Below are 24,272 nucleotides of genomic sequence, written 5' to 3'. Positions count from 1 at the left end.
TCCTCCGGGGGCGCCGGGCCTCCGGAGGAACCTCAGCCGACGTTGGCGGCCGTCACCAGGCGGGAGTACGGGCCGTTCGCGGCGAGCAGTTCGGCGTGCGTGCCCAGCTCGGTGATCCGCCCGGCCTCCAGCACCGCGACCCGGTCGGCCGCCGCCGCGGTGTGCAGCCGGTGGGCGATCGCGATCACGGTCCGGCCGTCCAGCACCCCGCTCAGCGACCGCTCCAGGTGGCGGGCCGACGAGGTGTCCAGCAGCGAGGTCGCCTCGTCGAGCACCACCGTGTGCGGGTCGGCCAGCACGACCCGCGCCAGCGCGAGCTGCTGCGCGGTCGCGGCGGGCACGGCCAGCGCGCCCGAGCCGAGCTTCGTCTCCAGGCCGTGCGGCAGTCCGTCGAACCAGTCGCGCAGCCCGACCGCGGCCAGCGCGCGCACCAGCTCCTCGTCCCGCCACGAACCCGCCGGCAGCGTCAGGTTCTCCCGCAGCGTCCCGGAGAACACGTGGTGCTCCTGGGTCAGCAGCAGCACCTCGCCGCGCAGCACGTCCTCGGCCAGCTCGGACACCTCCACGCCGCCGATCGTCACCGAACCCGAACCGGGCGCGGCGACCCCGGCCAGCAGCCTGCCGAGCGTCGACTTGCCCGCGCCGGACGGGCCGACGATCGCCAGCCGCTGCCCCGGCGGCACCCGCAGGTCGATGCCGTGCAGCACCTCGCGGCCTGCCGAGTAGCCGTAGTGCACGTCCCGCACCACGATCTCCTGGCCACGCGGCCGCGGTCCACCCGCGCGTTCCGCCTCGCCCCGCACTCCCAAAACGCGGCGCAGCGCCGTGCCGGACACCTGCAGGTCCTCGACCCACCACATCGCCTCTTCGAGCGGCCCGGCCAGCGCCTGCACGTACACCACCATCGTGGTGATCGTGCCCAGCCCGACCAGGCCCTCGCCGTACGCCCAGCCACCGAGCAGCAGCACCGCCGCCACCGGCGTGACCTGCGCGATCTGCATCCACGGGAGCCACCCGACGGTCACCCCGCGCAGCCGCTGCTCGCCGCGGACCGCCCCGGCCAGCGTGCGGTTCCCGAGCGCGATCCGCCGCCCGGTCAGCCCGAGTGCCTCCGCCGTGCGCGCGCCCTCGGTGGTCTCGTGCAGGCTCGACTGCACCTCCGACCACTGGTCGAGCATCTCCTCGACGATCCGCGGCGCGCGCCGGACGTACCAGCGCATGGTGAACACCACGATCGGCACCGCGACCAGCAGCCCGAGCGACAGCAGCGGCGAGGTGACGATCATCCCCGCGACGGTCAGCACGATCGTGATCAGCGCGATCGAGATCTCCGGGATCGCGTTGCGGACCGAGAAGTCGATCCGGTCGGCGTCGGTGGTCGCGCGGCTGATCAGGTCACCGGTGCCTGCCGCCTCGACGGTGCCCAGCGGCAGCCGCAGCGCGCGCTCGACGAACCCCTCGCGGGTCTCGGCCAGCACGCGCTCGCCGAGCATCCCGGCGCGGAAGCGCGCGAGCCGCTTCAGCACCGCCTGCACCACCAGGATCACCACGAACGCGAGCGCGAGCAGGTCGATCCGGCTGTCCCCGGCCACCGCGAGGTCCACCAGGCGCCCGAGGATCTGCGGGCCGGCGAGCCCGGCGATCGTGGCCAGGCCGAACAGCCCGATCACGACGCCGAACTCGCGGCGGTTCACGCGCAGCAGGTCCCGCGCCCAGCGCCGGGCCTCGGCGCCGGTCGCGAGCACTAGCTTGAAACGCATGTGATCACCTCGTCCGCCACCGCTTTCCACAGTGGACTTTCCGTGAAGACGACGGTCGTGCGGCCACGGCGCAGCTCGGTGACCCGCTCGGTGATGCGGGCCTCGGTGTGCGCGTCGACGGCCGAGGTCGGTTCGTCGAGCAGCAGGGTGTCGGCGTCCAGTGCCAGCGCGCGGGCCAGGTTCAGCCGCTGCCGCTGGCCGCCGGACACCTCGCGGCCCCGCTCGCCGATCAGCTCGTCGAGCCCGTTCGGCAGGCCTTCGACGATGTCCTCGGCGTCGGCGGCCCAGAGCGCGACCTCCGCCCGCTCGGCCGGGACCAGCTGGTCCCGCAGGATGCCGGAGAACCACAGGTCCTGGTTGTGCGCGTAGACCACGCGTGACCGGAGTTCGGCCAGCGCCACGTGGGCGGCGGGCACGCCGGACACGAGTACCCGCTCGCCGGGCTCCGGGTCGGCGAACCGGGCCAGCCGCGCGGCCAGCGCCTCGGCATCCGGCCCGGCGTCCACGACGGTCAGCTTTCCGGCCACCGCGGTGAAACCGGAGGTCGTGTCGTGCAGTTCCAGCGGCCCGTCCGGCAGCGCGACCGGCGCGTCCGGCTCGGACAGCAGCGGCCGCAGGCTCAGCACTCCGCAGACCTTCTTCGCCGACACCATCGCCGAGGAGAACGCGGCGGTGAACTCGGTCGCCGTGCTCACCGGCACCACCAGGAAGACCGACGACGAGTAGAACGCCACCAGCTCGCCGACGCTGATCGTGCCCGCCGCGACGAACCGCGCGCCGAGCCAGGTGATCGCCACCGTGACCAGTCCGGGCAGCAGCACCTCGGCGCCCACCAGCCACGACTCGCTGCGCGCCACCTCGACGCCCGCCCGCCGGACCCGCTGGCTGGCGCCGCGGAACCGGCCGAGGAACTGCTGCTCGCCGCCGACGCCGCGGAGGATCCGCAGACCCGACACGATGTCCGCGGCCAGCGCGTTCACGCTGGACAGCTCCTCGCGCTGCACGCCCTTGCGGCGTTGCAGCGGCGCGACCAGCTTGCCCATGCTCAGCGTCGCGAGCGGGACCCCGACCAGCGCGATCACGCCCAGCAGCGGCGACATGCCGATCAGCACCAGGCTGACGGTGAGGAAGGCCACCACCGAGCCGAACAGCCGGCCTGCCACCTCGAACACGTTGCCGATGTGGTTGATGTCCGAGGAGGACACCGCCATCACGTCACCGGTCCCGGCCTGCGGCCGCAGCGACGCCCCGAGCCGCGCCGTGTGCTCGACGACCGCGCGCTGCGTCATCGCCGCGCCGTGGATCCACATGGTGTGCACGGCGAAGACCAGCGCGCCTGCGCACACCGCCTGCGCCACGCCGAGCAGCACGACCAGGCCGACCCCGCCGAGCAGCTCCTCGCCCGCGCGGATGTCCTCGACCACCCCGCCGATCACGAGCGGCAGCAGCGCGCCGGGCAGCAGCCACAGCGCGCCCAGGACACACGCGGACACCGCGAGCCACGGCCGTGCCCGCAGGAGCGCGCCGAGGAATCGCAGTGGCGTGAGCCGGGGCGGGAGGCGCATGACAACAGACGGTAAGTGCCCCAGCTCACCTCACGCGACCGATTTTCTGCCGGTCAGAGCGCTGCAAGTACCCTGGAGGCTGTGACCGACACCCTGGCCATCGACACGACCGAGCGGGCCGCGGAAACGCCGGACCTCCCGCAGCCCTACCGCGAGCTCGGGCTCGCCGACGACGAGTACGCGCGCATCCGCGAGATCCTGGGCAGGCGGCCGACGGACGCCGAGCTGGCCATGTACTCGGTGATGTGGAGCGAGCACTGCTCGTACAAGTCGTCGAAGAAGCACCTGCGCTACTTCGGCGAGACCACCACCGAGGAGATGCGCTCGAAGATGCTCGCCGGGATCGGCGAGAACGCCGGTGTCGTCGACATCGGCGACGGCTGGGCGGTCACCTTCAAGGTCGAAAGCCACAACCATCCGTCCTATGTGGAGCCTTACCAGGGCGCCGCGACGGGTGTCGGCGGCATCGTGCGCGACATCCTCGCGATGGGTGCGCGGCCGCTCGCGGTGGCCGACTCGCTGCGCTTCGGCCCGGCCGACGCGCCGGACACCCGCCGCGTGCTGCCGGGTGTCGTGGCCGGCGTCGCCGGGTACGGCAACTGCCTCGGCCTGCCCAACATCGGCGGCGAGGTCGCCTTCGACGCCAGCTACGCGGGTAACCCGCTGGTGAACGCGCTGTGCGTGGGCGCGATGCGCACCGAGGACCTGCACCTGGCGTTCGCGTCCGGCACCGGCAACAAGATCATCCTGTTCGGCGCGCGGACCGGTCTGGACGGCATCGGCGGCGTGTCGGTGCTGGCCAGCGACACGTTCTCCGGCGACGAGAACTCCGGCGGCCGCAAGAAGCTGCCGAGCGTCCAGGTCGGCGACCCGTTCACCGAGAAGGTGCTCATCGAGTGCTGCCTGGAGCTGTTCCAGCAGAAGCTCGTCGTCGGCATCCAGGACCTCGGCGGCGCGGGCCTGTCCTGCGCGACGTCCGAGCTGGCCGCGGCCGGCGACGGCGGCATGCACGTCGAGCTGGACAAGGTGCCGCTGCGCGCCGAGGGCATGACCCCGGCGGAGATCCTCTCCAGCGAGTCGCAGGAGCGGATGTGCGCGGTCGTCGAACCGTCCAAGGTGGACGCGTTCCTCGCGGTGTGCGCGAAGTGGGACGTCATCGCCACCGTCATCGGCGAGGTCACCGACGGTGACCACCTGGTGGTGACCTGGCACGGCGAGACCGTGGTGGACGTGCCGCCGCGCACGGTGGCGCACCAGGGCCCGGTGTACGACCGGCCGGTCGCCCGTCCGTCCACTCAGGACGAGCTGCAGGCGGACACGCCGGAGAAGCTGCACCGTCCGTCCACTCCGGACGAACTGCGGGAGACGCTGCTGAAGGTGGTCTCGTCGCCGAACCAGGCGTCGAAGGAGTGGGTCACCGACCAGTACGACCGGTACGTGCGCGGCAACACGGTGCTGTCGCAGCCGTCGGACGGCGGCATGATCCGCATCGACGAGGAGACCGGGCGCGGCGTCGCGGTGTCGACGGACTGCAACAGCCGGTTCGTGTACCTCGACCCGTACGCGGGGGCGCAGATCGCGCTGGCCGAGGCGTACCGCAACGTGGCGACGACGGGCGCCACCCCGCTGGCCGTGACCGACTGCCTGAACTTCGGGGCGCCGACGGACCCGGGCGTGATGTGGCAGTTCGAACAGGCCGTGCACGGCATCGCCGACGGTTGCGCGCAGCTCGGCATCCCGGTGACCGGCGGCAACGTGAGCTTCTACAACCAGACCGGTGAGACGGCGATCCTGCCGACGCCGGTGGTCGGCGTGCTCGGCGTGATCGACGACGTGCGGCGGCGCATCCCGACCGGGATCGGCGCCGAGGCGGGCGAGACGCTCCTGCTGCTCGGCGAGACGCACGACGAGTTCGGCGGTTCGGCGTGGGCGCACGTGATCCACGGGCACCTGGGCGGGCTGCCGCCGAAGGTGGACCTGGAGCGCGAGCGGCTGCTGGCGGAGATCCTGGTCGCCGGTTCGCGCGACGGGATGATCTCGGCCGCGCACGACCTGTCCGACGGCGGCCTGGCGCAGGCCCTGGTGGAGATGGTGCTGATCGGCCAGTGCGGGGCGCGGGCCCTGCTCGACGAGGACGCCGACCCGTTCGTGCAGCTGTTCTCGGAGTCCACCGGGCGGGTCCTGGTGGCGGTGCCGCGGACCGAGGAGCTGCGGTTCACGGAGATGTGCACGGCCCGCGGCCTCCCCTGGCGCAAGGCCGGCGTCGTGGACCCGGAGGCGGGCGGCCTGGAGATCCAGGGCGTGGCGACCTTCGGGATGGAGGAACTGCGCGACGCGTTCGAGAGCACGCTCCCGAAGCTGTTCGACTGAGGAGTCGCGGGCGCTACTGCCGCAGTGCGGTGGCGCCCGCGAACTCGGCATCGTCGAAGATGACCGGGCCGTGGGTTCCAGGGCAATGAGTGGACGCGGCCGCGGAACTCGACGTGGTCGGCGGCCGGGAGTTCCACCGGCTTGGCCGAAGCGTCGATCCGTGACGCGTCCGGCACGGAGCAGCTTCAGCTGATGCCGCCCGTGCTCGGAGCACCGATCGTCCTCGCCGCGCGGTACCGGTCGTTGGGCCACCGCGCGATCACTGTGGCATGCCGGAACCCTAGATCAGGCTCTTCTGCAGCAGGAGCGTGTCGAGCCAGCGGTCGTGCTTGTAGCCGACGTTGCGCAGCACCCCGACGTCGGAGAAGCCGCGGCGGCGGTGCAGCGCCGGTGAGGCCGGGTTGCGTTCCGGGTCGGCGATCACCGCGATCACCTCGCGGATTCCGTTCTCCTGGCACCGGGACAGGAGCGCGTCCAGCAGCGCGCCGCCCACGCCGCGGCCCGTCGACCACGGGGCGAGGTAGATCGAGTTCTCCGCCGTGCGGCGGTAGGCCGGGCGCGTCTTCCACGGCGAGCAGTACGCGTAGCCGGCGACGCGGCCGTCCACTTCGGCCACCAGGAACGGCAGGCCGGCGTCGGTGATCGCGGTGAAACGGCGAGTCCATTCGGCCAGGTCCGGCGGTTCCAGCTCGAACGTCGCCGTGCTGGTCCGCACGTAACCCTCGTAGATCCCCGCGATGGCCGGCAGGTCGGCCACTCCAGCCGATTTCACTATAGGAGAATCAACCACTACTATAGGATACATGGATCTCGACGCGCTGGGCAGGCGCATCCAGACCGCCCGCACCGGGCGCGGCATGACGCTGCAGGGGCTCGCCGACCGGTCGGGGGTCAGCGTCAGCATGTTGTCCGCCGTCGAACGGGGCTCGAAGGCGCCGACCGTCGTGGTGCTGGACCGGATAGCGGAGGGGCTCGGGCTGCCACTGACGGACCTGCTCACCGAGCCGCCGCGGATGGTCGTGCGCCGGGCCGCGGACCAGGACGTGGTCGACGAGCCGGGCGGGTGGCAGCGGACGATCCTCACCCCCGTCGTGCCGGGGGTGAACTTCGAGTGGATCCGCTCGACGCTGCCCGCGGGCTGCGAGGCCGGCACGTACCCGCCCTACGCGGCGGGCTCCCACGAGTTCATCTACGTGCAGTCCGGCGTCCTCACGCTGACGATCGACGAGGACACCCTGGAACTGGAAGAGGGTGACAGCCTCTACCTCCCGGCAGACGTCACCCTCTCCTACGCCAACCGCGCCGCGACGTCCTGCACGTACTACGTCGCGGCGCTGATCATGCGGCCGAGGCGCCCCGGCCTCGGCCGCCGATCCGGCTAGAACACCCCGAACACCGAGACGCAGAAGCCCTCGCCGTCGAAGTTCTCCGCGAAGAACAGGCCGGTGACCTGCTCGCCCTGCTGCGTGCCGGTCAGGTCGCCGGACACCATGGTGTCCGTGGCGCTGTCGTAGGTCGGCGTCACGTTGGCGCGCTTCTCGGCGGCCTCCCGCGCGTCGTCCTTGTTGTCCTGCGTCGCGTCGGAGCAGACCAGCGAGGTCACGCCGTTGACGTCACCGGCCGCCATCTTGGCCAGGAAGTCCTCGACCATCGCCTTGCCGTCGCTGCCGCCGGTGCCCCCGGTCGACGAGCTGCTGGACGACGTCGGCGTGCGGCTGCTCGACGAGCGCGAGGTGGACGTGCGGGTCGAGCCGCCGCTGCCGGACGCCCTGGTCTCCAGGTCCTTCCAGCACCACTTGCCGTTGACCTTCGCCAGCGTGCCGGTGCCGGTGCCGTCCTCGCCGCCCGCGCTGGCGGTGAACTCGACCGTCGCGGTGTCGCCGTTCTCCGTGATCTTGCCGATCGTGATGCTGTCGACGTCGTTGACGTCCTCGATCGCCGAGGTGACCGACCGGTCCGCGTCCGCGCACTTCAACGCGTTGAGCGCGTTCTTGTCGTGGTTCCGGATCCCGTCGATCACCTGCTGGGCGACCGCCTGGGGACCCTCCTCCTTGTCGCCGAGGAAGAAGCCCGGCACCCAGAACCCGGTGATGCCCAGCGCCGCCAGCACGACGACGAGACCGACCGACAGGCCGATCCACAGGCCCTTCTTGCTGCCGCCACCGCCGGGCGGCGGGCCGCCGTAGCCGAACTGCGCGGTCTGCGGGTAGTTCGGGTCGTAGCCCGGGTACTGCTGCTGGCCGTAGCCAGGCTGCTGCCCGTAACCGGGCTGCTGGCCGTACTCGGGCTGGCCGTAGGGCTGCTGGCCCGGGTACTGCTGACCGCCGTACTGCCCACCCTGCTGCGGAAAGCCCCCGGACTGGGGGTAGCCGCCCTGCTGCTGGCCGTACGGATCTGGTTGCTGACCGTAATCCGGCTGTCCCGGCTGCGGTGGGTAGGTCATCGACGTCGCCCTTCCTGGATCGCTACGCCCTGCTCGGACGTATCGGCGCCGAACCTGGTTCCCCCACGCCCGGACATCGCACTGATCACGGGCATTGTGCCTGGCGACCCCGACAAAAGCGAAGGAGACTCCCACCACGGACGGGCGGGAGCCCCCTCGCGGTCAGCCCTTCGAGGTGGCGAGCACCTGCAGCCGGTCGTACGCGCCGTTGAAGGTGTTCTGGTCGATCGGGCTCGACGAGTACTGCCAGAACGTGTGGAAACCCCAGTTGTAGGGCAAGGTGCCCACCGTCGAGGCGTAGCGTGCGATCCACAGCGGGTTCGTCGCCGCGAACGCCCCGTCGACGCACTGGTTCCACCAGCTCGTGCTGGTGTAGATCACCGGGTACCGCCCGGTGCGGGCGTGGTAGGTGTCACTGAAGTCCTTGATCCACGCGGTCATCCCGCTCTTGGACAAGCCGTAACAGGTCGGGCCGTACGGGTTGTACTCCATGTCCAGCGCGCCCGGCAGCGTCTTGCCGTCCGCCGACCAGCCCCCGCCGTGGTCGACGAAGTAGTTCGCCTGCGCGGCGCCGGACGCCGTGTCCGGGGTGGCGAAGTGGTAGGCGCCGCGGATCATGCCGATGTTGTAGGAGCCGTTGTACTGCTGCGCGAAGTACGGGTTGGTGTAGTACGTGCCCTCGGTCGCCTTGACGTAGGCGAACCGCTTGCCCTGGCCCCAGTAGTTCGCCCAGTCGACGTTGCCCTGGTGGCCGCTGACGTCGATGCCCTCCACCGTCGCGGCCGCCGCGGTGTCGCCGGCGGCGACGGCCTGCGTCTCCGCGGTCGAGTGATCGCCCTCGACGCGCGCGATCTGCGAACCCATCGGGTGATCGTAACGAGCGACGTAGTCGTCGACCGGCATCCCGTCGACGGTCGCCGGAGCCGCGCCGGCCGGGGCCAGGGCGCCGAGCACGAGCACGGCGACCGACGCGGCGGTGGCGGACGTGGCGAACCGCCACCATCTCTTGCGTGGAGCAGACATACCCGAGTCCTTTCCATTGCCCTCGCTGAGGACGGTCTTGGTTGCAGGGAGACCGTCCAGGCCGTGATTCTTGATGACGACTTGCCGCTTTGTCACCGAATCCCGTGAATTTCAGATGGCGAGTGGGTGATTCCCGCATGTCGCCGACGACGGCCCGACTTTCGTAGTAACTCGACCGGATTACGACGTCAGTTGTTGGTGGCGAAACCCTTGACCTGCTCCAGCGGCCCGTTGAACAGGTTCTGGTCGCCCGGCAGCACTCCGGAATCGGCGAACTGCCAGATGAACTGGCGCGACCACCCGGCGGGCAGCGGGCCGACGGTCGGCTGGTAGCGGGCTATCCACAGCGGATTGTTCTGCCCGAAGCCCGCGTTGTTCCCGGTGCACTTGTTCCACCAGTTCGTCGAGGTGTAGACGACCGGGAAGCGGCCGGTGCGGGCGTGGTAGGTGTCCGAGAAGTCGCGGATCCACTCGCCCATGCGCGTCGGGTCGAGGCCGTAGCAGGCCTCGCCGTACGGGTTGTACTCCACGTCGAGCGCCCCGGGCAGCGTCCGCCCGTCCGGCGTCCAGCCGCCGCCGTGGGCGAGGAAGTACTCGGCCTGCTCGCGGCCGCCGGAGACGTCCGGGCGCGCGAAGTGGTAGGCGCCGCGGATCATCCCGATGTTGTAGGAACCGTTGTACTGCTGGGTGAAACGCTTGTTGATGAACCCGGTGCCCTCGGTGGCCTTGACGTAGACGAACCGGCCGCCCGCCCCCCAGGCGCTCGGCCAGTTCACGTCACCCTGGTGCCCGCTGACGTCGTGCCCCAGCGCGCCGGAATCCGCGTTGTACCGGGGCGGATCGCCCTTGCCCTCGACAGCGGCGATCTGCGAACCGGCGAAAGTGCTTTCCGCCTTCGAGTAGTCCGGTGTGGACGCGGCGGACGACCCCGCTCCGCACACGGCGGTCGTCCCCAGCGCCACGGACACGAGCAGCGTGCCCAGGCGCAGTTTCGAACTCCAGAATTGCACGGCGACTCCCATCCTCCGATGGTCGTCACGATGCCTCGATGGAGCGCTTTTTGCGAGTCGGCTTACCTCGAAAGCGTGATGCGACTGGCTTAACCGTGCGGAATGTTTAGTCTTTTTGCTCCTGCTCGAGCGCGGCCACCAGGTGCTCGGCAGGCACCACCGCGGTCACCACGTCGTGCGGGTTGATCGCCACCGCGTGACCCGCGAGCAGCGGCACCATGTCGCGGCCGAGGACCGCCCTCGCGTGCGGCCACTCCGGCGGCACCAGCGACTTCGACGTGTACGCGGGCACCAGGACGCGGCCGTCGGTGTTGTGGAACCCGATGACGGTGCGCTGCATGGGCGCGAGCGCGTAGACGAACAGCGTCGAGTCGAGGATCACCGGCGGCAGGTCGCTCGCCGGCCGGTGGTTGGTCCGGACCAGCTGCAGCAGCCGCTCCAGGTCGTTGCGCGGCTCCGGGAACCCGAGCGCCTTCGGCGACGGCCGGTAGCGGTCGTTGGGGTGGAAGTCCTCCACGATGTTGCCGCTGCCGTTGACCGGGTACGCGCCCACGACGGCCCACGACGGCACCGGCCCGTTGGGGTCGAACGCCTCGTCGATCACGTAGAGCCAGCTGTTCGGGTTCGCCCTGGCGTTGGCGCGCATCTCCTCGGTGATCTTGGGCTTGCCCGTCTTGTGCTCGGGCTGAGGATTGGGTAGAAGCCGATCCGCCTCGTCCCGCTGCGCCATGTGCGAACCCCGTGTTTCCGCGTCACCTTGCTCACGTCTGCTGCTGTGCACTCTACTGTTTGACCATGCCCGCACCGCGTCCGGTTGACCCCGCTGAGTTGAGAGCCGCGCTGCAGGTCGTTTCGGCTTGGTTGAGCGGAGAAGCCGACCGGCCTGCCCGCCCGGAGCTCGCCGCGGCCGTCCGGCTGAGCCTGCGCACGCTCGCCCAGGACGCCCCCGGCAGGAGTGTCGAGGTGCGGGTGCCGCCGTTCGCGGCGGTGCAGTGCGTCGAGGGGCTGCGGCACACCCGCGGCACGCCGCCGAACGTGGTCGAGACGGACCCGCGGACGTGGCTGGAACTGGCCACGGGCCGTCTCGAATGGACGGACGCGGTGCGGGAGGGCCGGGTCACGGCGTCCGGGACCCGGGCCGACCTCTCGCACTGGTTGCCGATAGTGCGCCTCTAGGGTTTGCGGCCGACGCCGCCGGCGATGCACTGGCGGACGAGGTTCAGCGGCTGCAGCCGCGGGCCGTCCGGCCACCAGTCGTCGCACAGGACGAGGCCGGGCTCGACCATCTCCAGGCCGGGGAACAGGGCCTGGATCTCCTCCCTGGTCCGGAACCGGCCGCTGCCCATCGGGCTGTGGACGAACTTTTCCTCCATCTTCGCGGCCAGCTCGGCGTGCTCCGGTGTGCCCGGGTTGTAGAAGTGGGCGATGGAGACGTACGAACCGGGGGCCAGCGCGTCGATGTAGGTGGCCATCTTCTGGCCGCCGTCGTCGCCGAGGTAGTGGTGCCAGGTGCCGATCTGCAGCAGCGCGATCGGCCGGGAGAAGTCCAGGAACTCGCGGATCTCCGGGTGCTCCAGGATCTGCTCCGGCTGGAAGATGTCCGCGGCGACGAAGTGGGTGCGGTCGTTCTCCTCGAGCAGCGCGCGGCCGTGCGCGAGCACCACCGGGTCGTTGTCGACGTAGAGGACCTTCGCCTCGGGGTGCACCCGCTGCACGACCTGGTGGGTGTTCTCGGCAGTCGGCAGCCCGGAGCCGAGGTCGAGGAACTGGTCGATCCCGGCCTGCATGGCCAGGAACCGGCAGGAGCGGATCAGGAAGTCCCGGTTGGCCCAGGCCAGGTCGTTGACCTGCGGGGCGACGGTGCGGACCTGCGCCAGCACCTGCCGGTCGATCTCGTAGTTGTCCTTGCCGTTGAGCGCGGCGTCGTACACGCGCGCGATGCTCGCCCTCGTCGGGTCCACACCTACGGGAACTGCACTCGGATAGGGAGCGGTGGCACCGGACATCGCGGGTCTCCCGGGCGTATCGAATGTGAATGGAATTGTCGGACCCACGTAGGGTAAGGGGCGTGCCGCGCCCGGTAAATCCACACCGCGCTTGACTGCGGCCCACCGCGCTGTAAGTTGGATGACTGGTGATTTCTGCGAGGAAGGGTCTTTGATGGCTCCCATCGACCTCCCCGGCTCCGAACAGGCCACCGGCCCGACGGCTCGCCGGATGATCCTCGGCACCCAGCTCCGCCGCCTGCGTGAGAAGGCGGGCATCACGCGCGCCAAGGCGGCATGGGAGATCCGCGCGTCCGAGTCGAAGATCAGCCGGATGGAGCTGGGTCGCGTCGGCTTCAAGGAACGCGACGTCACCGACCTGCTGACCATGTACGGCGTCCACGACCCGGCCGAGCGGGAATGGGCCGTCAAGATGGTCAAGGAGTCCAACCAGCCCGGCTGGTGGCACCCCTACAACGACCTCGTCCCCGGCTGGTTCGACAACTACATCGGCCTGGAGGAGGCTGCCTCCCGGATCCGCACGTACGAGCTGATGTTCGTGCCCGGCCTGCTGCAGACCGAGCGCTACGCGCGTGCGGTGATCAGCCACGGCGACCCGGACAGCCGGGACGAGGGCGTCGAGCGCAAGGTGGGCCTGCGGATGCGCCGCCAGAAGCTGCTCAGCGGGCCGAAGCCGCCGCGGCTGTGGGCGGTCCTGGACGAGGCCGTGCTGGAGCGGCCGTTCGGCGGCGCCGCCGTCCTCAAGCAGCAGATCAGCCACCTGCTGGAGCTCATCGAGCTGCCCAACGTCACCATCCAGGTCATCCCGTTCGACATGAGCTGGTTCGCCGCGGAAAGCGCCTTCTCGCTGCTGCAGTTCGCCGAGCCGGACCTGCCGAACATCGCCTACGTCGAGCACCTCAACGGCGCGCAGTACCTGGAGAAGCCGGAGGACCTGGAGGTCTACGGCCGCGCGTTCGACCGGCTCGCCGTCGACGCGGAAACACCCGATCGGACCCGGCAGATGCTGTTGAAGAAGCGGGAAGAGCTTTAGACGAAATGGGTGACGACGAGTAGTCGGAACGAGGCCAGCCAGGCCAGTTTTTGTCACCCGATCGAATTACATGCCCCGCCCCATTCCTCACCCTCCGATCTGGGATTAGTCTCGGCCGTGCACGTGCATTTACCCGTGCAGTCACCAGTGGTAGCGTGATCGCCACAAGGCCAGTGCACGTGCATTTGCACCGCGCAGATGCACTGACCCGGAAGGTTGGGGAAGTATGGCTGAGCAGTTCGTGAACGGCATGCCCGCCGGCGCCCTCACCGGCGCGTCCTGGCGCAAGAGCGCACGCAGCGGAGCCAACGGCAACTGCGTCGAGTTCGCCCAGCTGTCCACGGACCGGTTCGCCATCAGAAACTCCCGCTACCCCGAAGGCCCCGCGCTCATCTACACCCGCGACGAACTGGCCGCGTTCGTCGCGGGGGCGAAGGACGGCGAGTTCGACGATGTCCTCAACTGACACGGCCAAGTCCGTCGACGACCTGCTGCAGGACCTCATCGCCCGCGGTTACCAGTTCGTGCACCCGCGCGACGCGAAGGGCGCCGTGATCGCGGTCGTCGGCGTCCGCGCGCACGACGCGGTGATCGACGTGGTCCGCCTCAACGCCGAGGACGACGTGGTCGCCACTCGCATCCCCGGCGACGAGGACGACGTCCTCGCCCCGCGGACGGTGCTGTGGCGCACCGCGGGCGAGGCCGCCCCGGTGCTGGACGAGCTGCTCGCCCTGCCGGACGACGCCGCGGCGCCGCCGGACGACTCGTCCGGTCGCGGCGGCTGCTGGGTGCCCACCGGCACCGGCCGCTCCACCTGGCTCGCCGCGAGCTGACCCGCAAGCCGCTCCCGTGAGGGGGAGTCGGCGCCCGGTGGTCAGTGGCCAGCGCCACTGACCACTGGGCGTCACTTCGATCGTCCACGACCTACACTTGAGTAGGCCTGCCCTCGTCTCCAGGGAGCACTTTCGTGGTTTCCCACCACATCGACGACCAGCCCGAGCGCGAACCGCGAGAAGAGTGCGGTGTCTTCGGTGTCTGGGCCCCCGGTGAAGAAGTCGCGAAGATGGCCTATTACGGCCTGTACGCGCTCCAGCACCGTGGGCAAGAAGCCGCCGGCATCTCGGTCTCGGACGGCAAGCAGATCGTGGTCTTCAAGGACCTCGGACTGGTCAGCCAGGTGTTCGACGAGCAGGTGCTCTCCTCGCTGCAGGGGCACATCGCGGTCGGGCACTGCCGGTACTCCACCACCGGGTCCTCGACCTGGGAGAACGCCCAGCCGATGTTCCGCCACACGGCGACCGGCAGCGGCATCTCCTTCGCCCACAACGGCAACCTGGTCAACACCGCCGAGCTGCGGGACCGCACCCGCGCCGCGGGCCTCAAGCCGCACCGCGAGCTGACCGGCTCCTCCAGCGACTCCGACCTGGTCGTCGGCCTGCTCGCGGACGCCGCCGCGGACAAGGGCACCGAGGCCGCCGCGCTGGACCTGCTGCCCACCCTGCGCGGCGCGTTCTGCCTGGTCTTCGCCGACGAGTCGACGCTGTACGCCGCCCGCGACCCGCACGGCGTGCGCCCGCTGGTGCTCGGCAGGCTGGAGCGCGGCTGGGTCGTCGCGAGCGAGACCGCGGCGCTGGACATCGTCGGCGCGTCGTTCGTCCGCGAGGTCGAGCCGGGCGAGCTGATCGCCATCGACGCCGAGGGCCTGCGGTCCTCGCGCTTCGCCAGCCCGGAGCCCAAGGGCTGCGTCTTCGAATACGTCTACCTGGCCCGGCCGGACACCTCCATCGCCGGCCGCAGCGTGCACGCCACCCGCGTGGACATCGGCAAGCGGCTGGCCGCGGAGAACCCGGTCGAGGCCGACCTGGTCATCCCGGTGCCGGAGTCCGGCACCCCCGCGGCGATCGGGTACGCGCAGGCCAGCGGCATCCCGTACGGCCAGGGCCTGGTCAAGAACGGCTACGTCGGCCGCACCTTCATCCAGCCCTCGCAGACCATCCGCCAGCTGGGCATCCGCCTCAAGCTGAACCCGCTGCGCGACGTGATCCGCGGCAAGCGGCTGGTCGTGGTGGACGACTCGATCGTCCGCGGCAACACCCAGCGCGCCCTGGTGCGGATGCTGCGCGAGGCCGGCGCGCTCGAGGTGCACGTCCGGATCGCGTCGCCGCCGGTGCGCTGGCCGTGCTTCTACGGCATCGACTTCGCATCCCGGGCCGAGCTGGTGGCCAACGGCGCCGACCTGGAGGGCATCCGCCGCCTGATCGGCGCCGACTCGCTGGGCTACGTCTCGCTGGACAGCCTGGTCGCCGCGTCCGAGCAGCCGAAGACCCGGCTGTGCACGGCCTGCTTCGACGGCCAGTACCCGATTCCGCTGCCGGACGACGCGCTGATCGGCAAGTACGTGCTGGAAGGGCTCGACCCGGCGGATGCCAGGACCGTCACCCAGGCCGGGTACGGTGCTGAGGATGCCGTCCGGCGTCCGTGAGTCCAGTCGAGTTCAGGAGTCCGCTTGCCGTGAGCGAGTCCACGAGCGCAACCTATGCCGCAGCCGGCGTCGACATCGAAGCCGGTGACCAGGCGGTCGAGCTGCTGAAACCGCACGCGGAGCGCGCGAGCAGGCCCGAGGTGCTTGGCGGGGTCGGCGGGTTCGCCGGGTTGTTCTCCCTCAAGCTGGACCGGTGGAAGGAGCCGGTGCTCGCGTCGTCCACCGACGGTGTCGGCACGAAGATCGCGGTCGCGCAGGCGCTCGACAAGCACGACACGGTCGGCATCGACCTCGTCGCGATGGTCGTGGACGACCTGGTCGTCACCGGCGCCGAGCCGCTGTTCCTGCAGGACTACATCGCCGTCGGCCGGGTCGTGCCGGAGAAGATCGCCGCGCTGGTCGCGGGCATCGCCGAGGGCTGCGTCCAGGCGGGCTGCGCGTTGCTGGGCGGCGAGACCGCCGAGCACCCCGGCCTGATGGGTGAGCACGACTACGACATCTCGGCCACCGGGGTCGGCGTGGTCGAGGCGTCCGAGGTGCTCGGGCCGGAGCGGGTGCGCCCCGGTGACGTGGTCATCGGCATGGGCGCGTCCGGGCTGCACTCCAACGGTTACTCGCTGGCCAGGCACGTGCTGCTGGAGATCGCGCGGATGCCGCTGGAGGGGCACGTCGAGGAGTTCGGCCGCACCCTCGGCGAGGAGATGCTCGAGCCGACCCGGATCTACGCCAAGGACTGCCTGGCGCTGGCCGCCGAGGCCGACGTTCGCACGTTCGCGCACATCACCGGTGGCGGGCTGGAGGCCAACCTGGCGCGGGTCATCCCGGCCGGGCTGCGCGCCGAGCTGGAGCGGAGCACGTGGACGCCGGCGCCGGTGTTCGCGTTGATCCAGCAGCGCGGCAAGGTCGAGCGGGCCGAGATGGAGAAGACGTTCAACATGGGCGTCGGCATGGTCGCGGTGGTCGGGTCCGAAGACGTCGACCGGGCGCTGGCGGTGCTGACCGCGCGGCACGTGCCGGCGTGGGTGCTGGGCGAGATCCGCACGACCGAGGACACCGAGGCCCCGCGCGCGGTGCTGACCGGTGACCACCCCCGGTTCTGACCTGCAGGTTTCCCGGCGGCTGGTGATCCCGGCCGCCGAGCTGCGCGAACGGTTCTCCCGCTCGTCCGGGCCCGGTGGTCAGGGCGTGAACACCACGGACTCGCGGGTCGAGCTGTCCTTCGACGTGGCCCGGTCGCCGTCCATTCCGGACGATCTGCGGCCGCGGTTGCTGGAGCGGTTGCGGTCGCGCCTGGTCGACGGGGTGCTGACGATCGCGGCCAGCGAGCACCGCGCACAGCTGGCCAACCGCGAGGCCGCGCGCGAGCGGCTGGTGGCGGTTCTGCGCGCAGCGGCCGCGCCACCCCCGCCGCCGCGCCGCCCCACCAAACCGTCGCGCGGCGCGAAGGAGCGACGGCTGGCGGAGAAGAAGCGCCGGGGCGACGTCAAGCGCGGCCGCCGCGGCAGGTTCGACGACTAGGTCTGTCGCCAGTAGCGTCGTGAGCCCGGTGACTGCGGTGAGCGTCCACCCTGCTGTGGTGGTCCACAGCTAGTCCAGGCAGAACTCGTTGCCCTCGATGTCGGCCATGACGATGTGCCCGAACGCCATCGGCGGCGCCGGCTCCCGGCGGTGGATCCGCTTCGCGCCGTGGGCGGTCAGTCGCTCGGCTTCCGCTTCCAGCGCTGCCATCCGCTCGTCGCCCCGGAGGCCGGGGGCCGCGCGCACGTCGAGGTGCACCCGGTTCTTCACCGTCTTGCCCTCGGGCACCTTCTGGAAGAACAGCCGTGGGCCCTTGCCGTCGGGGTCGACCACCGCGGAGGCGTCGTTGCGCCGCTCCGGCGGCACGCCCATCGCCTCCAGCGCCTGGTCCCACGAGTCGAACCCGGCGGGCGGGGCCTGCAGCTCGTAGCCGAGGGCCTCGGCCCAGAACGCGGAGACCGCGGCCGGGTCGGCGCAGTCGAAGGTGACCTGGATTTCGCGGGCCATGTCAGTTCGCCTCCTGGTGGATCCGGGTGTGCAGGTACAGGTCGCGGAGCAGGGACACTTCGGACAGGTGGTGGATCAGCTCGCGGTTGATGTGCAGGACCAGCGCGGCCATCGGCCATTCAGCGTACGGCCCCTCGGCCTCGCCGCACGGGCGCGCGAGGCCCTCTTCGCCGAGCGACTCCACACCCTTCATCCACATCGTGTACTCGGCGTCGAGCTGGGCCAGCGCCTCGTCGGCGGTCGGCGCGTACTCGAACGACTGGTAGTCGGTGGGGGTGCGGCCGAAGTGGGCGGCGTTGCGCACCGCGAGCACGCCGACGATCACGTGCCCGAGGCGCCAGGCGATCGTCGTGATCGGGGCCGGGTCGGGTTCCGGGAACGCGAAGTCGATGGTCACCGACCCGGCCCCGGCCTGCACCGGCGCGGTGCCGGTGCCGCGCGGGCGCACGTTCCAGCTGCCCGGCGCGGGTTCCCAGAAGTACTCGTCGTCGGTGAGCCCGGCGAGACGGTCGCGCAACTGGTTGGTCCAGTGCCAGTCGATCTGGTCGCGGAGCAGTCGGTTCAGGTTCATGGGGACAAGCATGCAACCAATAGCGGACAGGATCGTTCCGCGATCTGTGGAACCATTCCGGCATGAGCGTGGAAGCCACCGTCGAGCGGGTCTTGCGGCTGCTGGCGCTGCTGCAGCGGCGGCCGTCCTGGACCGCCGCCGAACTCGCCGCGGAGCTGGGCGTCACCGACCGCTCGGTGCGCCGTGACGTGGAGCGTCTGCGCGCGGTCGGCTACCCGGTGCACGCCACGGCGGGCGTCGGCGGCGGCTACCAGCTCGGCGCGGGCACCCGGTTGCCGCCGCTGCTCCTCGACGACGAAGAGGCCATCGCGACCGCGGTGTCGCTCCGGCTGGCGTCCGGCGGCACGGTCGCCGGGGCCGGCGACGCGGCGCTGCGGGCGCTCGCGAAGCTCGACCAGGTCATGCCGCCGCGGCTGCGCGCCGAGGTGCGGGCGGTGCACGGAGCCACCGAGACGCTCGTCGCGGGCATCGAGATCGACGCGGAATTGCTGGTCACGCTCGCCCGCGCGTGCCGGGACGCGGTGCGGGTGCGGTTCCGGTACTCCAGCCGGGGCAGCGAGGACCGCGAGCGCACGGTCGAGCCGGTGCGCATGGTCGCCACCAACCGCCGCTGGTACCTGATGGCCTGGGACGTCGACCGCGACGACTGGCGCACTTTCCGGCTGGACCGGATGCGCGAGGTGACGGCGACGACCTGGCGCTTCCGGCCGCGCGAGCACCCCGACCCGGTGGCGTACGTGCAGCGGTCGGTCAGCGCCGCGCCGTACCGCTACCTCGCCAAGGTGCGGCTGCGGGCCGGCGCCGAGGAGGTGCGGGACCTGGTGCCGCCGCAGGTCGGGCGCGTCGAGGAGGACCGGGACGGGTGGTGCCTGCTCGTCGCGGGCGGCGACCAGCTGGACTGGCTGGCCGTGCACGTCGCCCGGCTGGGCTACGAGGCGGAGATCCTCGAACCGCCGGAGCTGCGCGAGGCCGCGGCCCGGCTCGCCGAACGCGTCGCCGCGATGGCCGGGGACACTCAGACCCCCACCGGGCGCTTGCCGGGCGCGGACTGACGCGGCGCGGGAATCCCGAGCGCCTCGCGATCCCGCATCCAACCGCAGCTCAGGGTGGCTCCGGCCGCCGCGCCCAGGGTGTTCAGCAGGACGTCGTCGGTGGAGGTGACGCGGCCGAGGTGCAGGGCGAACTGGGTCAGCTCGATCGCCGCGGACGCGGCCAGCGCGGCCCACGCCACCCGCGCGACGGAGTGCAGGCGGGCCAGCCGCAGCGGCAGCAGCGCGCCGAGCGGAGCCAGCAACAGCAGGTTTCCGGCGATCTGCCACAGCGAGCCGTCGTCGGTGAACTCGGTCAGGATGTCCGAGCCCGGCACCAGGTGCAGCGAGCTGGTCCGGCTCGCGCCGACCGGGATCATGGTGAGCGCCAGCACCAGCGCGGCGAGCAGGACGGCGCCGACGTCGATCCCGGCGGTCGACGCGGCGACCCACATCGGCCTGGTCCGGCTCCGCCGACGGGCCAGGAACCGCCACGCGAACAGGGCGAACGGACTGGCGATGATCGTGACCGGGGCCAGCACCCCGAAGCTCGAGACCAGAATCCCCACGCGAATCCCCTTCCCCGCCTGCAAACGATCTTCGCAGCGGGCCGGGAAAACGGCAGGTCCGAAGGGGTGCTCTTTGCGGTGATCTTCTCGACGCGCCGATCACCCTCCCGGACCTTGCCGGGATCCTGTGTTAACGCGCGAGTGACAGGGCGTTTTCCAGCAGCCGCTGGATGTGCAGGCCACGGTGCACGTCGCACGGGTGGGACGTGGTGCCGGTGTCGACCATCGCGGCGAAGTCGTCGAGCATCGCGGTGTAGGACTGGGCGGCGCCGCCCTCCTTGCGGCCCAGCGTGCGGTAGCCGTGCTCGCCGTAGACGGCGAACTCGACGACCGTCGGCCGCATCGGCAGCCGCAACGACAACGTGGCCGAGCTCAGTGCGCCACCCGCGTGCTCGAAGACGACGTGCCACAGGTCGTTGGGCCCGCGGTGCGCCGAGCGCACCCGCTCGATCGTGCCGAGCGCGGCGTCGAGCAGGTCGAAGGCGTGCGGCCCGACGTCGGCCAGCGTGCCGCCGTCCGCCTGCCGCCACGGCGACGCCGCGTACGCGCCGCCGAGCAGACCGCCGGACAGCCACCGCACGCCACCGCCGCTCCAGCCGCCCGCCGCGGCGAGACCGGCCAGCCAGTCCCGCGTCGCGGTGGCGTAGCGCAGGGTCAGCATCACCAGGCTCGCCACGCCCGCGCCGGCCACGGCGTCGGCCAGCCGCTCGGCGCCCGCGACGTCCGCGGCGATCGGCTTCTCCAGGATGACGTGCTTGCCCGCCTTGGCCGCCTCGACCGCCAGCTCGGCCTGCGTCGACGGCGGCACCGCGAAGGCGACGGCGTCGACCTGGCCGAGCAGGTCGTCCAGGCTGGTGCACACCTCGGCGTCGTACGGCTGCGCCAGCTCCCGCGCGGCCTCCTCGCGGCGCGTGAACACCGCGCTCAACCGCGTCGACGGGTGGTCGGCCAGGCCGGGCGCGTGCACGGTGCGGGCCCACGGACCCGCGCCGACCAGCCCGACGCGCAGCGGTTCGTCCACGATCAGGAGTAGGAGTAGAAGCCGCGGCCGCTCTTCTTGCCCAGCAGCCCGGCGTCGACCATGCGCAGCAGCAGCGGCGGCGGCGAGTAGAGGGGCTCCTTGAACTCCTCGTACATCGACTCCGCGATCGCCTTGATCGTGTCCAGCCCGATCAGGTCGGACAGGCGCAGCGGACCCATCGGGTGCGCGGTGCCCAGCTCCATGCCGCGGTCGATGTCCTCGGCCGAGGCGAAGCCCGACTCGATCATCCGGATCGCCGACAGCAGGTACGGCACGAGCAGCGCGTTCACGATGAACCCGGCGCGGTCCTGCGACCGGATCACCGTCTTGCCGAGCGAGCCGGTCACGTGCTCGTCCGCGCGCTTCACGGTGTCCTCACCGGTCAGCAGCGACGGCACCAGCTCGACCAGCGGCAGCACCGGGACCGGGTTGAAGAAGTGGATGCCGATCACCTGCTGCGGACGGCTCGTCGCCATGCCCAGCTTCATGATCGGGATGGATGAGGTGTTCGAGGCGAACACCGCGTCCGGCCGCTCGACGATCTTGTCGAGCGAGCGGAACACCTCGACCTTCGCCTGCTCCTGCTCGATCACGGCCTCGATCACGAGGTCGCGGTCGGCGAAGGAGGCGATGTCGGTGGTGAAAGTGAGCCGCCCGAGCGCCGCGTCGGCGTCCTCGGCGCTCAGCTTGCCCGCCTTGACCGCGCGCTGCAGCGACTTCTCGATGCGCGCGCGACCGGCGTCGAGCGCCGGCTGGTTGACCTCGGTGATCGTCACGTCCGCACCCGCACGCGCGTGCACCTCGGCGATCCCGGAGCCCATCAAACCGGCTCCGACCACGCCTACTCGCTGGATGTCCGCCATCGCACCTCTCCAGTTCCGGCGCCCGACGACGCATGACACAACACACGAGGGCGGGTTCCGGTCACGACCGGACCCACCCTCGTGTGCTGGTCAGACGTCAACGACGGTAGTCGTCGTACTCGTCGGCGTACGGGTCGTACGGGTCCTCGTACTTCTCGTCCTCTTCACGAGGATGAGAATTGGAGGACTGTCCTGACAGCTCGCGCTGAAGCGCAGCGAAATCTGTGTCGGGAGTGCTGTACTTGAGCTCTCGCGCCACCTTCGTCTGCTTGGCCTTGGCCCGGCCGCGCCCCATGGCTCGACCCCCTCGCACAGGGAACGGGGCGGCCGGGGGAATCGGCGGCCCCGCATCGTCTCGACAATTGGTTCCTGGTGACACCGTACCCTGTCCGAGGGGTCCAATGCGACGTGGCTTCGTGTGCTTGTCACGACAGTGTCGGGGATTGCGCCGGTCGGTGGTCGCGACCGGGCGGCGACGTGCCACGATTCAACGGTGCTCCGACCGTTCGTGGCCTACCTCCGGGTGTACGAGCCCCTGTCCGCGTTCGGCGACCCTCCCCCCGCGGGGCTGCGCAAAGCCGTCGAACAGGCCCAGCTGAGCCGCGCGGCCGCCGCCGAGCGGGAACAGCTCATGTGGTTGAAGTCACAGACCACCACTCCCGTCCGGCTGCTGCCCGGCGAGCTGCCCGGCGGGCGGGCGCTGCCGAACGCCGACGTGCTGGTGCTCGACCCGGCCGAGGTCCCCACCGACACGGGCGCGAAGGTCGGGCCCGGCCCGCTCGTGTGCCCGCTGGAGGTGCGGGCCCGCTCGGCCGCAGCGCTGGTGAGCTTCCTCGGCGACGCGCACCCGTCGCTGCACGCCGCGGTGATCGACTCGGCCGGCGTGAGCGAGGAGAAGCTGAAGGCCAGGGCCAGCTCGGCGCTCGGTGATCTGCCGCAGGCCGCCGTGCACGTCCTGTCCACCACCTGGACCGTGCCGCTGCCCTGGTTCGCGCTGGTCGACCCGAAGCACCGCAGGCTGAACCTGGGCTCGGGCCCGGACGACCCGGAACGGGAGGTCTCCTGGCGCGTGGCGATGGGCGACGCGACCCAGCGGGTGGCCGAGGCGCGAGAGCTGGTGGAGGAGACCCTCGGCGATTCCGGCCCGGCGCGGATCCTGGCGGAGACCGCCCGGTGGCTGACGAACTTCGACCCGGCGTCGGCGGTCGAGCTGGACTACGGCGGGCTGGTGCAGCTGATCGCCGACCCGGTGCTGGAGTCGGACACCAGCGCGGAGGAGGTGCACAGCATCATGGACGCCCTGCGTTCCGGCGACATCGAGCAGATCGCCGAGCTGTTCACCGACCTACGTGACTACTGGTCCGAGCTGGCGGCCCGCGAGCACTTCAACTAGGACGCCCCGTACCTGACCAGTACTGATCACCGGACGAGCAGTTACCGCCAGGACTTCGATGATCGGAAGGCGTCAGCTCCCGGCGCTAGGTTTTGCAACGCTTGCAAAACCTAGCGGACGCCATGCGAATCGCTCAGCTCACCGCGGCCACCGTCGCGTTCACCACCGCGGCAGTCCTCGCCACCACCGGAAGCGCCTCCGCGACCGTCGATCCGCCCGGCGGCAGCTGGGATCACACCTTCCGGGGCACCGGGGTCGTCGTCTACGTCGAGGAATACGGCGACATCATCTCCGTCTGCGACACGTCCGCGAACGGGAAGCCGGCCTATGCCGACGTCTGGGTCGGCACCGACCCGCGGTACTCGATGAAGGTCTCCACGGGCAGCGGCAGCTGCGTGTCCCACCGGGCCAGCGAGGGTGGCAAGTACAACCTGCCCGAGGGCAAGGAGATCTGGGTCCAGTACTGGGGCACGACCCTCAACTCCAGCGAGAAGCCGGAGAGCCCGTTCGTCAACGACCACTGACGCCGGTTCAGACGTCGTCCGCCCGCTCCGCGGCCAGCAGGTCGTCCACGGAGGCCGAGCCCTTCGCGTAGCGGGCGGCGATCTCGGCGTTCAGCTGGTCGACCACGGCCTGCACCTCGCGACGGCGCTGCGACACCGACGCCTCCTCGCCCCGGTAGTCGTCGAGGGTCGCGGCCAGCTTCTCGTCGGAGAGCGCACCCACGTCGGTCAGGTCGGCGTTGCCCACCAGCGCCTCGGCCTGGCGCCGGTACTCACCGGCGCGGGAGGGCTCCAGCTGCTGGTACCGGCCCGAGCCGCGCGCCGGGCGCAGCGCGTTGTCGGACAGGATCGTGGCGAGCTGGTCCACGATGCTCTCGCCGCCGGAGCGCCGCCGCTCCTGCTCGGCCCGCACGATGTCGATCCGCGCGTGCAGCAGCCGCCGCAGGTAGGAGAGATCGGTCTCCTCCTGGGCAGCCTCGTCCCGGCGCTCACGCAGCTGCCCGAGCGACAGGTCGGCGAGGCCCCGCACGTAGGCGGGGTCCAGGACACGGTCGATGCGACGGCGTCCGCCCGGCCGGACTTCGATCACCGGGACATAGTGCTCCAT

Annotated in this window: 27 protein-coding genes; 12 read left to right on the top strand and 15 right to left on the bottom strand. The window is 71.0% G+C overall.

What is annotated here, in order from left to right:
- Positions 1-32: 32 nt before the first annotated feature.
- Both AMYTH_RS0129910 and AMYTH_RS0129905 read right to left on the bottom strand, forming a co-directional pair.
- The gene (locus tag AMYTH_RS0129910) at positions 33-1,760 is read right to left on the bottom strand and encodes an ABC transporter ATP-binding protein (RefSeq protein ID WP_027933335.1); all 1,728 of its coding nucleotides are present in this window, start codon (positions 1,758-1,760) and stop codon (positions 33-35) included.
- Entirely contained in the window at positions 1,745-3,325 is a 1,581-nt protein-coding gene (locus AMYTH_RS0129905) for an ABC transporter transmembrane domain-containing protein (protein WP_027933334.1), read from the bottom strand. The genes AMYTH_RS0129910 and AMYTH_RS0129905 overlap by 16 nt, the downstream gene beginning before the upstream one ends.
- 81 nt (positions 3,326-3,406) lie before the next feature.
- Between AMYTH_RS0129905 and purL the strand changes: the two genes are divergently transcribed.
- Complete coding sequence (gene purL / locus AMYTH_RS0129900; RefSeq protein WP_020421406.1) at positions 3,407-5,695, top strand: phosphoribosylformylglycinamidine synthase subunit PurL; 2,289 nt, start codon at positions 3,407-3,409, stop codon at positions 5,693-5,695.
- A gap of 280 nt (positions 5,696-5,975) precedes the next feature.
- On the opposite strand, the gene AMYTH_RS0129895 is transcribed toward purL, so the two are convergent.
- Positions 5,976-6,452, bottom strand: coding sequence for a GNAT family N-acetyltransferase (locus tag AMYTH_RS0129895; protein ID WP_037322774.1), 477 nt, complete (start codon positions 6,450-6,452; stop codon positions 5,976-5,978).
- Between the two features lie 46 nt (positions 6,453-6,498).
- On the opposite strand from AMYTH_RS0129895, the gene AMYTH_RS0129890 reads away from it, so the two are divergent.
- Complete coding sequence (locus AMYTH_RS0129890; RefSeq protein ID WP_027933332.1) at positions 6,499-7,077, top strand: helix-turn-helix domain-containing protein; 579 nt, start codon at positions 6,499-6,501, stop codon at positions 7,075-7,077.
- On the opposite strand, the gene AMYTH_RS0129885 is transcribed toward AMYTH_RS0129890, so the two are convergent.
- The 4 genes from AMYTH_RS0129885 to AMYTH_RS0129870 form a co-directional block, all read right to left on the bottom strand.
- Positions 7,074-8,138: a hypothetical protein gene (locus AMYTH_RS0129885; protein WP_027933331.1), complete on the bottom strand. Its 1,065-nt coding sequence runs from the start codon at positions 8,136-8,138 to the stop codon at positions 7,074-7,076. The genes AMYTH_RS0129890 and AMYTH_RS0129885 overlap by 4 nt on opposite strands.
- A gap of 162 nt (positions 8,139-8,300) precedes the next feature.
- Complete coding sequence (locus AMYTH_RS0129880) at positions 8,301-9,161, bottom strand: lysozyme (RefSeq protein WP_027933330.1); 861 nt, start codon at positions 9,159-9,161, stop codon at positions 8,301-8,303.
- A 188-nt stretch (positions 9,162-9,349) separates the two neighbouring features.
- On the bottom strand, positions 9,350-10,183 hold the full coding sequence (locus tag AMYTH_RS0129875) for a lysozyme (RefSeq protein WP_084022708.1): 834 nt from the start codon (positions 10,181-10,183) through the stop codon (positions 9,350-9,352).
- Between the two features lie 94 nt (positions 10,184-10,277).
- On the bottom strand, positions 10,278-10,901 hold the full coding sequence (locus tag AMYTH_RS0129870; RefSeq protein ID WP_020421413.1) for a type VII secretion system-associated protein: 624 nt from the start codon (positions 10,899-10,901) through the stop codon (positions 10,278-10,280).
- Between the two features lie 65 nt (positions 10,902-10,966).
- Here AMYTH_RS0129870 and AMYTH_RS0129865 point away from each other — a divergent pair, with 65 nt between their 5' ends.
- Complete coding sequence (locus tag AMYTH_RS0129865; protein WP_037322773.1) at positions 10,967-11,347, top strand: sterol carrier family protein; 381 nt, start codon at positions 10,967-10,969, stop codon at positions 11,345-11,347.
- Here the strand turns inward: AMYTH_RS0129865 and AMYTH_RS0129860 are convergent.
- On the bottom strand, positions 11,344-12,177 hold the full coding sequence (locus AMYTH_RS0129860) for an SAM-dependent methyltransferase (RefSeq protein ID WP_027933327.1): 834 nt from the start codon (positions 12,175-12,177) through the stop codon (positions 11,344-11,346). The genes AMYTH_RS0129865 and AMYTH_RS0129860 overlap by 4 nt on opposite strands.
- A 154-nt stretch (positions 12,178-12,331) precedes the next feature.
- Between AMYTH_RS0129860 and AMYTH_RS0129855 the strand changes: the two genes are divergently transcribed.
- The 6 genes from AMYTH_RS0129855 to arfB all read left to right on the top strand — a co-directional run bounded on the left by AMYTH_RS0129855 (position 12,332) and on the right by arfB (position 17,210).
- Complete coding sequence (locus AMYTH_RS0129855; RefSeq protein WP_027933326.1) at positions 12,332-13,210, top strand: helix-turn-helix domain-containing protein; 879 nt, start codon at positions 12,332-12,334, stop codon at positions 13,208-13,210.
- Between the two features lie 226 nt (positions 13,211-13,436).
- Positions 13,437-13,676 carry a DUF397 domain-containing protein gene (locus AMYTH_RS0129850; protein ID WP_027933325.1) on the top strand — a complete coding sequence of 80 codons (240 nt, stop codon included), beginning with the start codon at positions 13,437-13,439 and terminating at the stop codon, positions 13,674-13,676.
- On the top strand, positions 13,663-14,043 hold the full coding sequence (locus AMYTH_RS0129845; RefSeq protein WP_027933324.1) for a hypothetical protein: 381 nt from the start codon (positions 13,663-13,665) through the stop codon (positions 14,041-14,043). The genes AMYTH_RS0129850 and AMYTH_RS0129845 overlap by 14 nt, the downstream gene beginning before the upstream one ends.
- A 134-nt stretch (positions 14,044-14,177) precedes the next feature.
- The gene (purF, locus tag AMYTH_RS0129840) at positions 14,178-15,692 is read left to right on the top strand and encodes an amidophosphoribosyltransferase (RefSeq protein WP_020421419.1); all 1,515 of its coding nucleotides are present in this window, start codon (positions 14,178-14,180) and stop codon (positions 15,690-15,692) included.
- A 29-nt stretch (positions 15,693-15,721) separates the two neighbouring features.
- Complete coding sequence (gene purM / locus AMYTH_RS0129835) at positions 15,722-16,792, top strand: phosphoribosylformylglycinamidine cyclo-ligase (RefSeq protein WP_017985765.1); 1,071 nt, start codon at positions 15,722-15,724, stop codon at positions 16,790-16,792.
- Positions 16,773-17,210, top strand: a complete 438-nt coding sequence (arfB, locus tag AMYTH_RS0129830) for an alternative ribosome rescue aminoacyl-tRNA hydrolase ArfB (protein WP_027933323.1) — start codon at positions 16,773-16,775, stop codon at positions 17,208-17,210. Before purM ends, arfB begins: the two co-directional genes overlap by 20 nt.
- 69 nt (positions 17,211-17,279) lie before the next feature.
- Here arfB and AMYTH_RS0129825 read toward each other — a convergent pair whose 3' ends face one another.
- Together AMYTH_RS0129825 and AMYTH_RS0129820 are read right to left on the bottom strand one after the other, a co-directional pair.
- A complete protein-coding gene (locus AMYTH_RS0129825; protein WP_027933322.1) occupies positions 17,280-17,717 on the bottom strand; it encodes a VOC family protein in 438 nt (145 codons plus the stop codon).
- Position 17,718: 1 nt separating this feature from the next.
- Positions 17,719-18,288 (bottom strand): DinB family protein, encoded by a 570-nt coding sequence (locus tag AMYTH_RS0129820; RefSeq protein WP_027933321.1) that lies wholly within the window; start codon positions 18,286-18,288, stop codon positions 17,719-17,721.
- Between the two features lie 62 nt (positions 18,289-18,350).
- On the opposite strand from AMYTH_RS0129820, the gene AMYTH_RS0129815 reads away from it, so the two are divergent.
- On the top strand, positions 18,351-19,340 hold the full coding sequence (locus AMYTH_RS0129815) for a helix-turn-helix transcriptional regulator (protein WP_027933320.1): 990 nt from the start codon (positions 18,351-18,353) through the stop codon (positions 19,338-19,340).
- Here the strand turns inward: AMYTH_RS0129815 and AMYTH_RS45930 are convergent.
- The 4 genes from AMYTH_RS45930 to AMYTH_RS0129795 form a co-directional block, all read right to left on the bottom strand.
- Entirely contained in the window at positions 19,304-19,885 is a 582-nt protein-coding gene (locus AMYTH_RS45930) for a VanZ family protein (protein ID WP_051362854.1), read from the bottom strand. The genes AMYTH_RS0129815 and AMYTH_RS45930 overlap by 37 nt on opposite strands.
- A gap of 130 nt (positions 19,886-20,015) precedes the next feature.
- Positions 20,016-20,906, bottom strand: coding sequence for a Gfo/Idh/MocA family protein (locus AMYTH_RS0129805; protein ID WP_027933319.1), 891 nt, complete (start codon positions 20,904-20,906; stop codon positions 20,016-20,018).
- A gap of 2 nt (positions 20,907-20,908) precedes the next feature.
- Complete coding sequence (locus AMYTH_RS0129800) at positions 20,909-21,769, bottom strand: 3-hydroxybutyryl-CoA dehydrogenase (RefSeq protein ID WP_084022707.1); 861 nt, start codon at positions 21,767-21,769, stop codon at positions 20,909-20,911.
- A gap of 97 nt (positions 21,770-21,866) precedes the next feature.
- On the bottom strand, positions 21,867-22,064 hold the full coding sequence (locus tag AMYTH_RS0129795; protein WP_017985773.1) for a DUF3073 domain-containing protein: 198 nt from the start codon (positions 22,062-22,064) through the stop codon (positions 21,867-21,869).
- Between the two features lie 198 nt (positions 22,065-22,262).
- On the opposite strand from AMYTH_RS0129795, the gene AMYTH_RS0129790 reads away from it, so the two are divergent.
- On the top strand, positions 22,263-23,162 hold the full coding sequence (locus AMYTH_RS0129790) for a hypothetical protein (RefSeq protein WP_027933318.1): 900 nt from the start codon (positions 22,263-22,265) through the stop codon (positions 23,160-23,162).
- A 122-nt stretch (positions 23,163-23,284) separates the two neighbouring features.
- Positions 23,285-23,686 (top strand): hypothetical protein, encoded by a 402-nt coding sequence (locus tag AMYTH_RS45925; protein WP_063630411.1) that lies wholly within the window; start codon positions 23,285-23,287, stop codon positions 23,684-23,686.
- Positions 23,687-23,693: 7 nt separating this feature from the next.
- Here the strand turns inward: AMYTH_RS45925 and AMYTH_RS0129780 are convergent, their stop codons facing one another.
- The gene (locus AMYTH_RS0129780; protein WP_027933317.1) at positions 23,694-24,254 is read right to left on the bottom strand and encodes an RsiG family protein; all 561 of its coding nucleotides are present in this window, start codon (positions 24,252-24,254) and stop codon (positions 23,694-23,696) included.
- Positions 24,255-24,272: the final 18 nt, after the last annotated feature.

It is taken from the genome of Amycolatopsis thermoflava N1165, assembly GCF_000473265.1.
GTDB lineage: Bacteria > Actinomycetota > Actinomycetes > Mycobacteriales > Pseudonocardiaceae > Amycolatopsis_E > Amycolatopsis_E thermoflava.
This window is presented reverse-complemented; position numbering and strand designations above follow the sequence as displayed.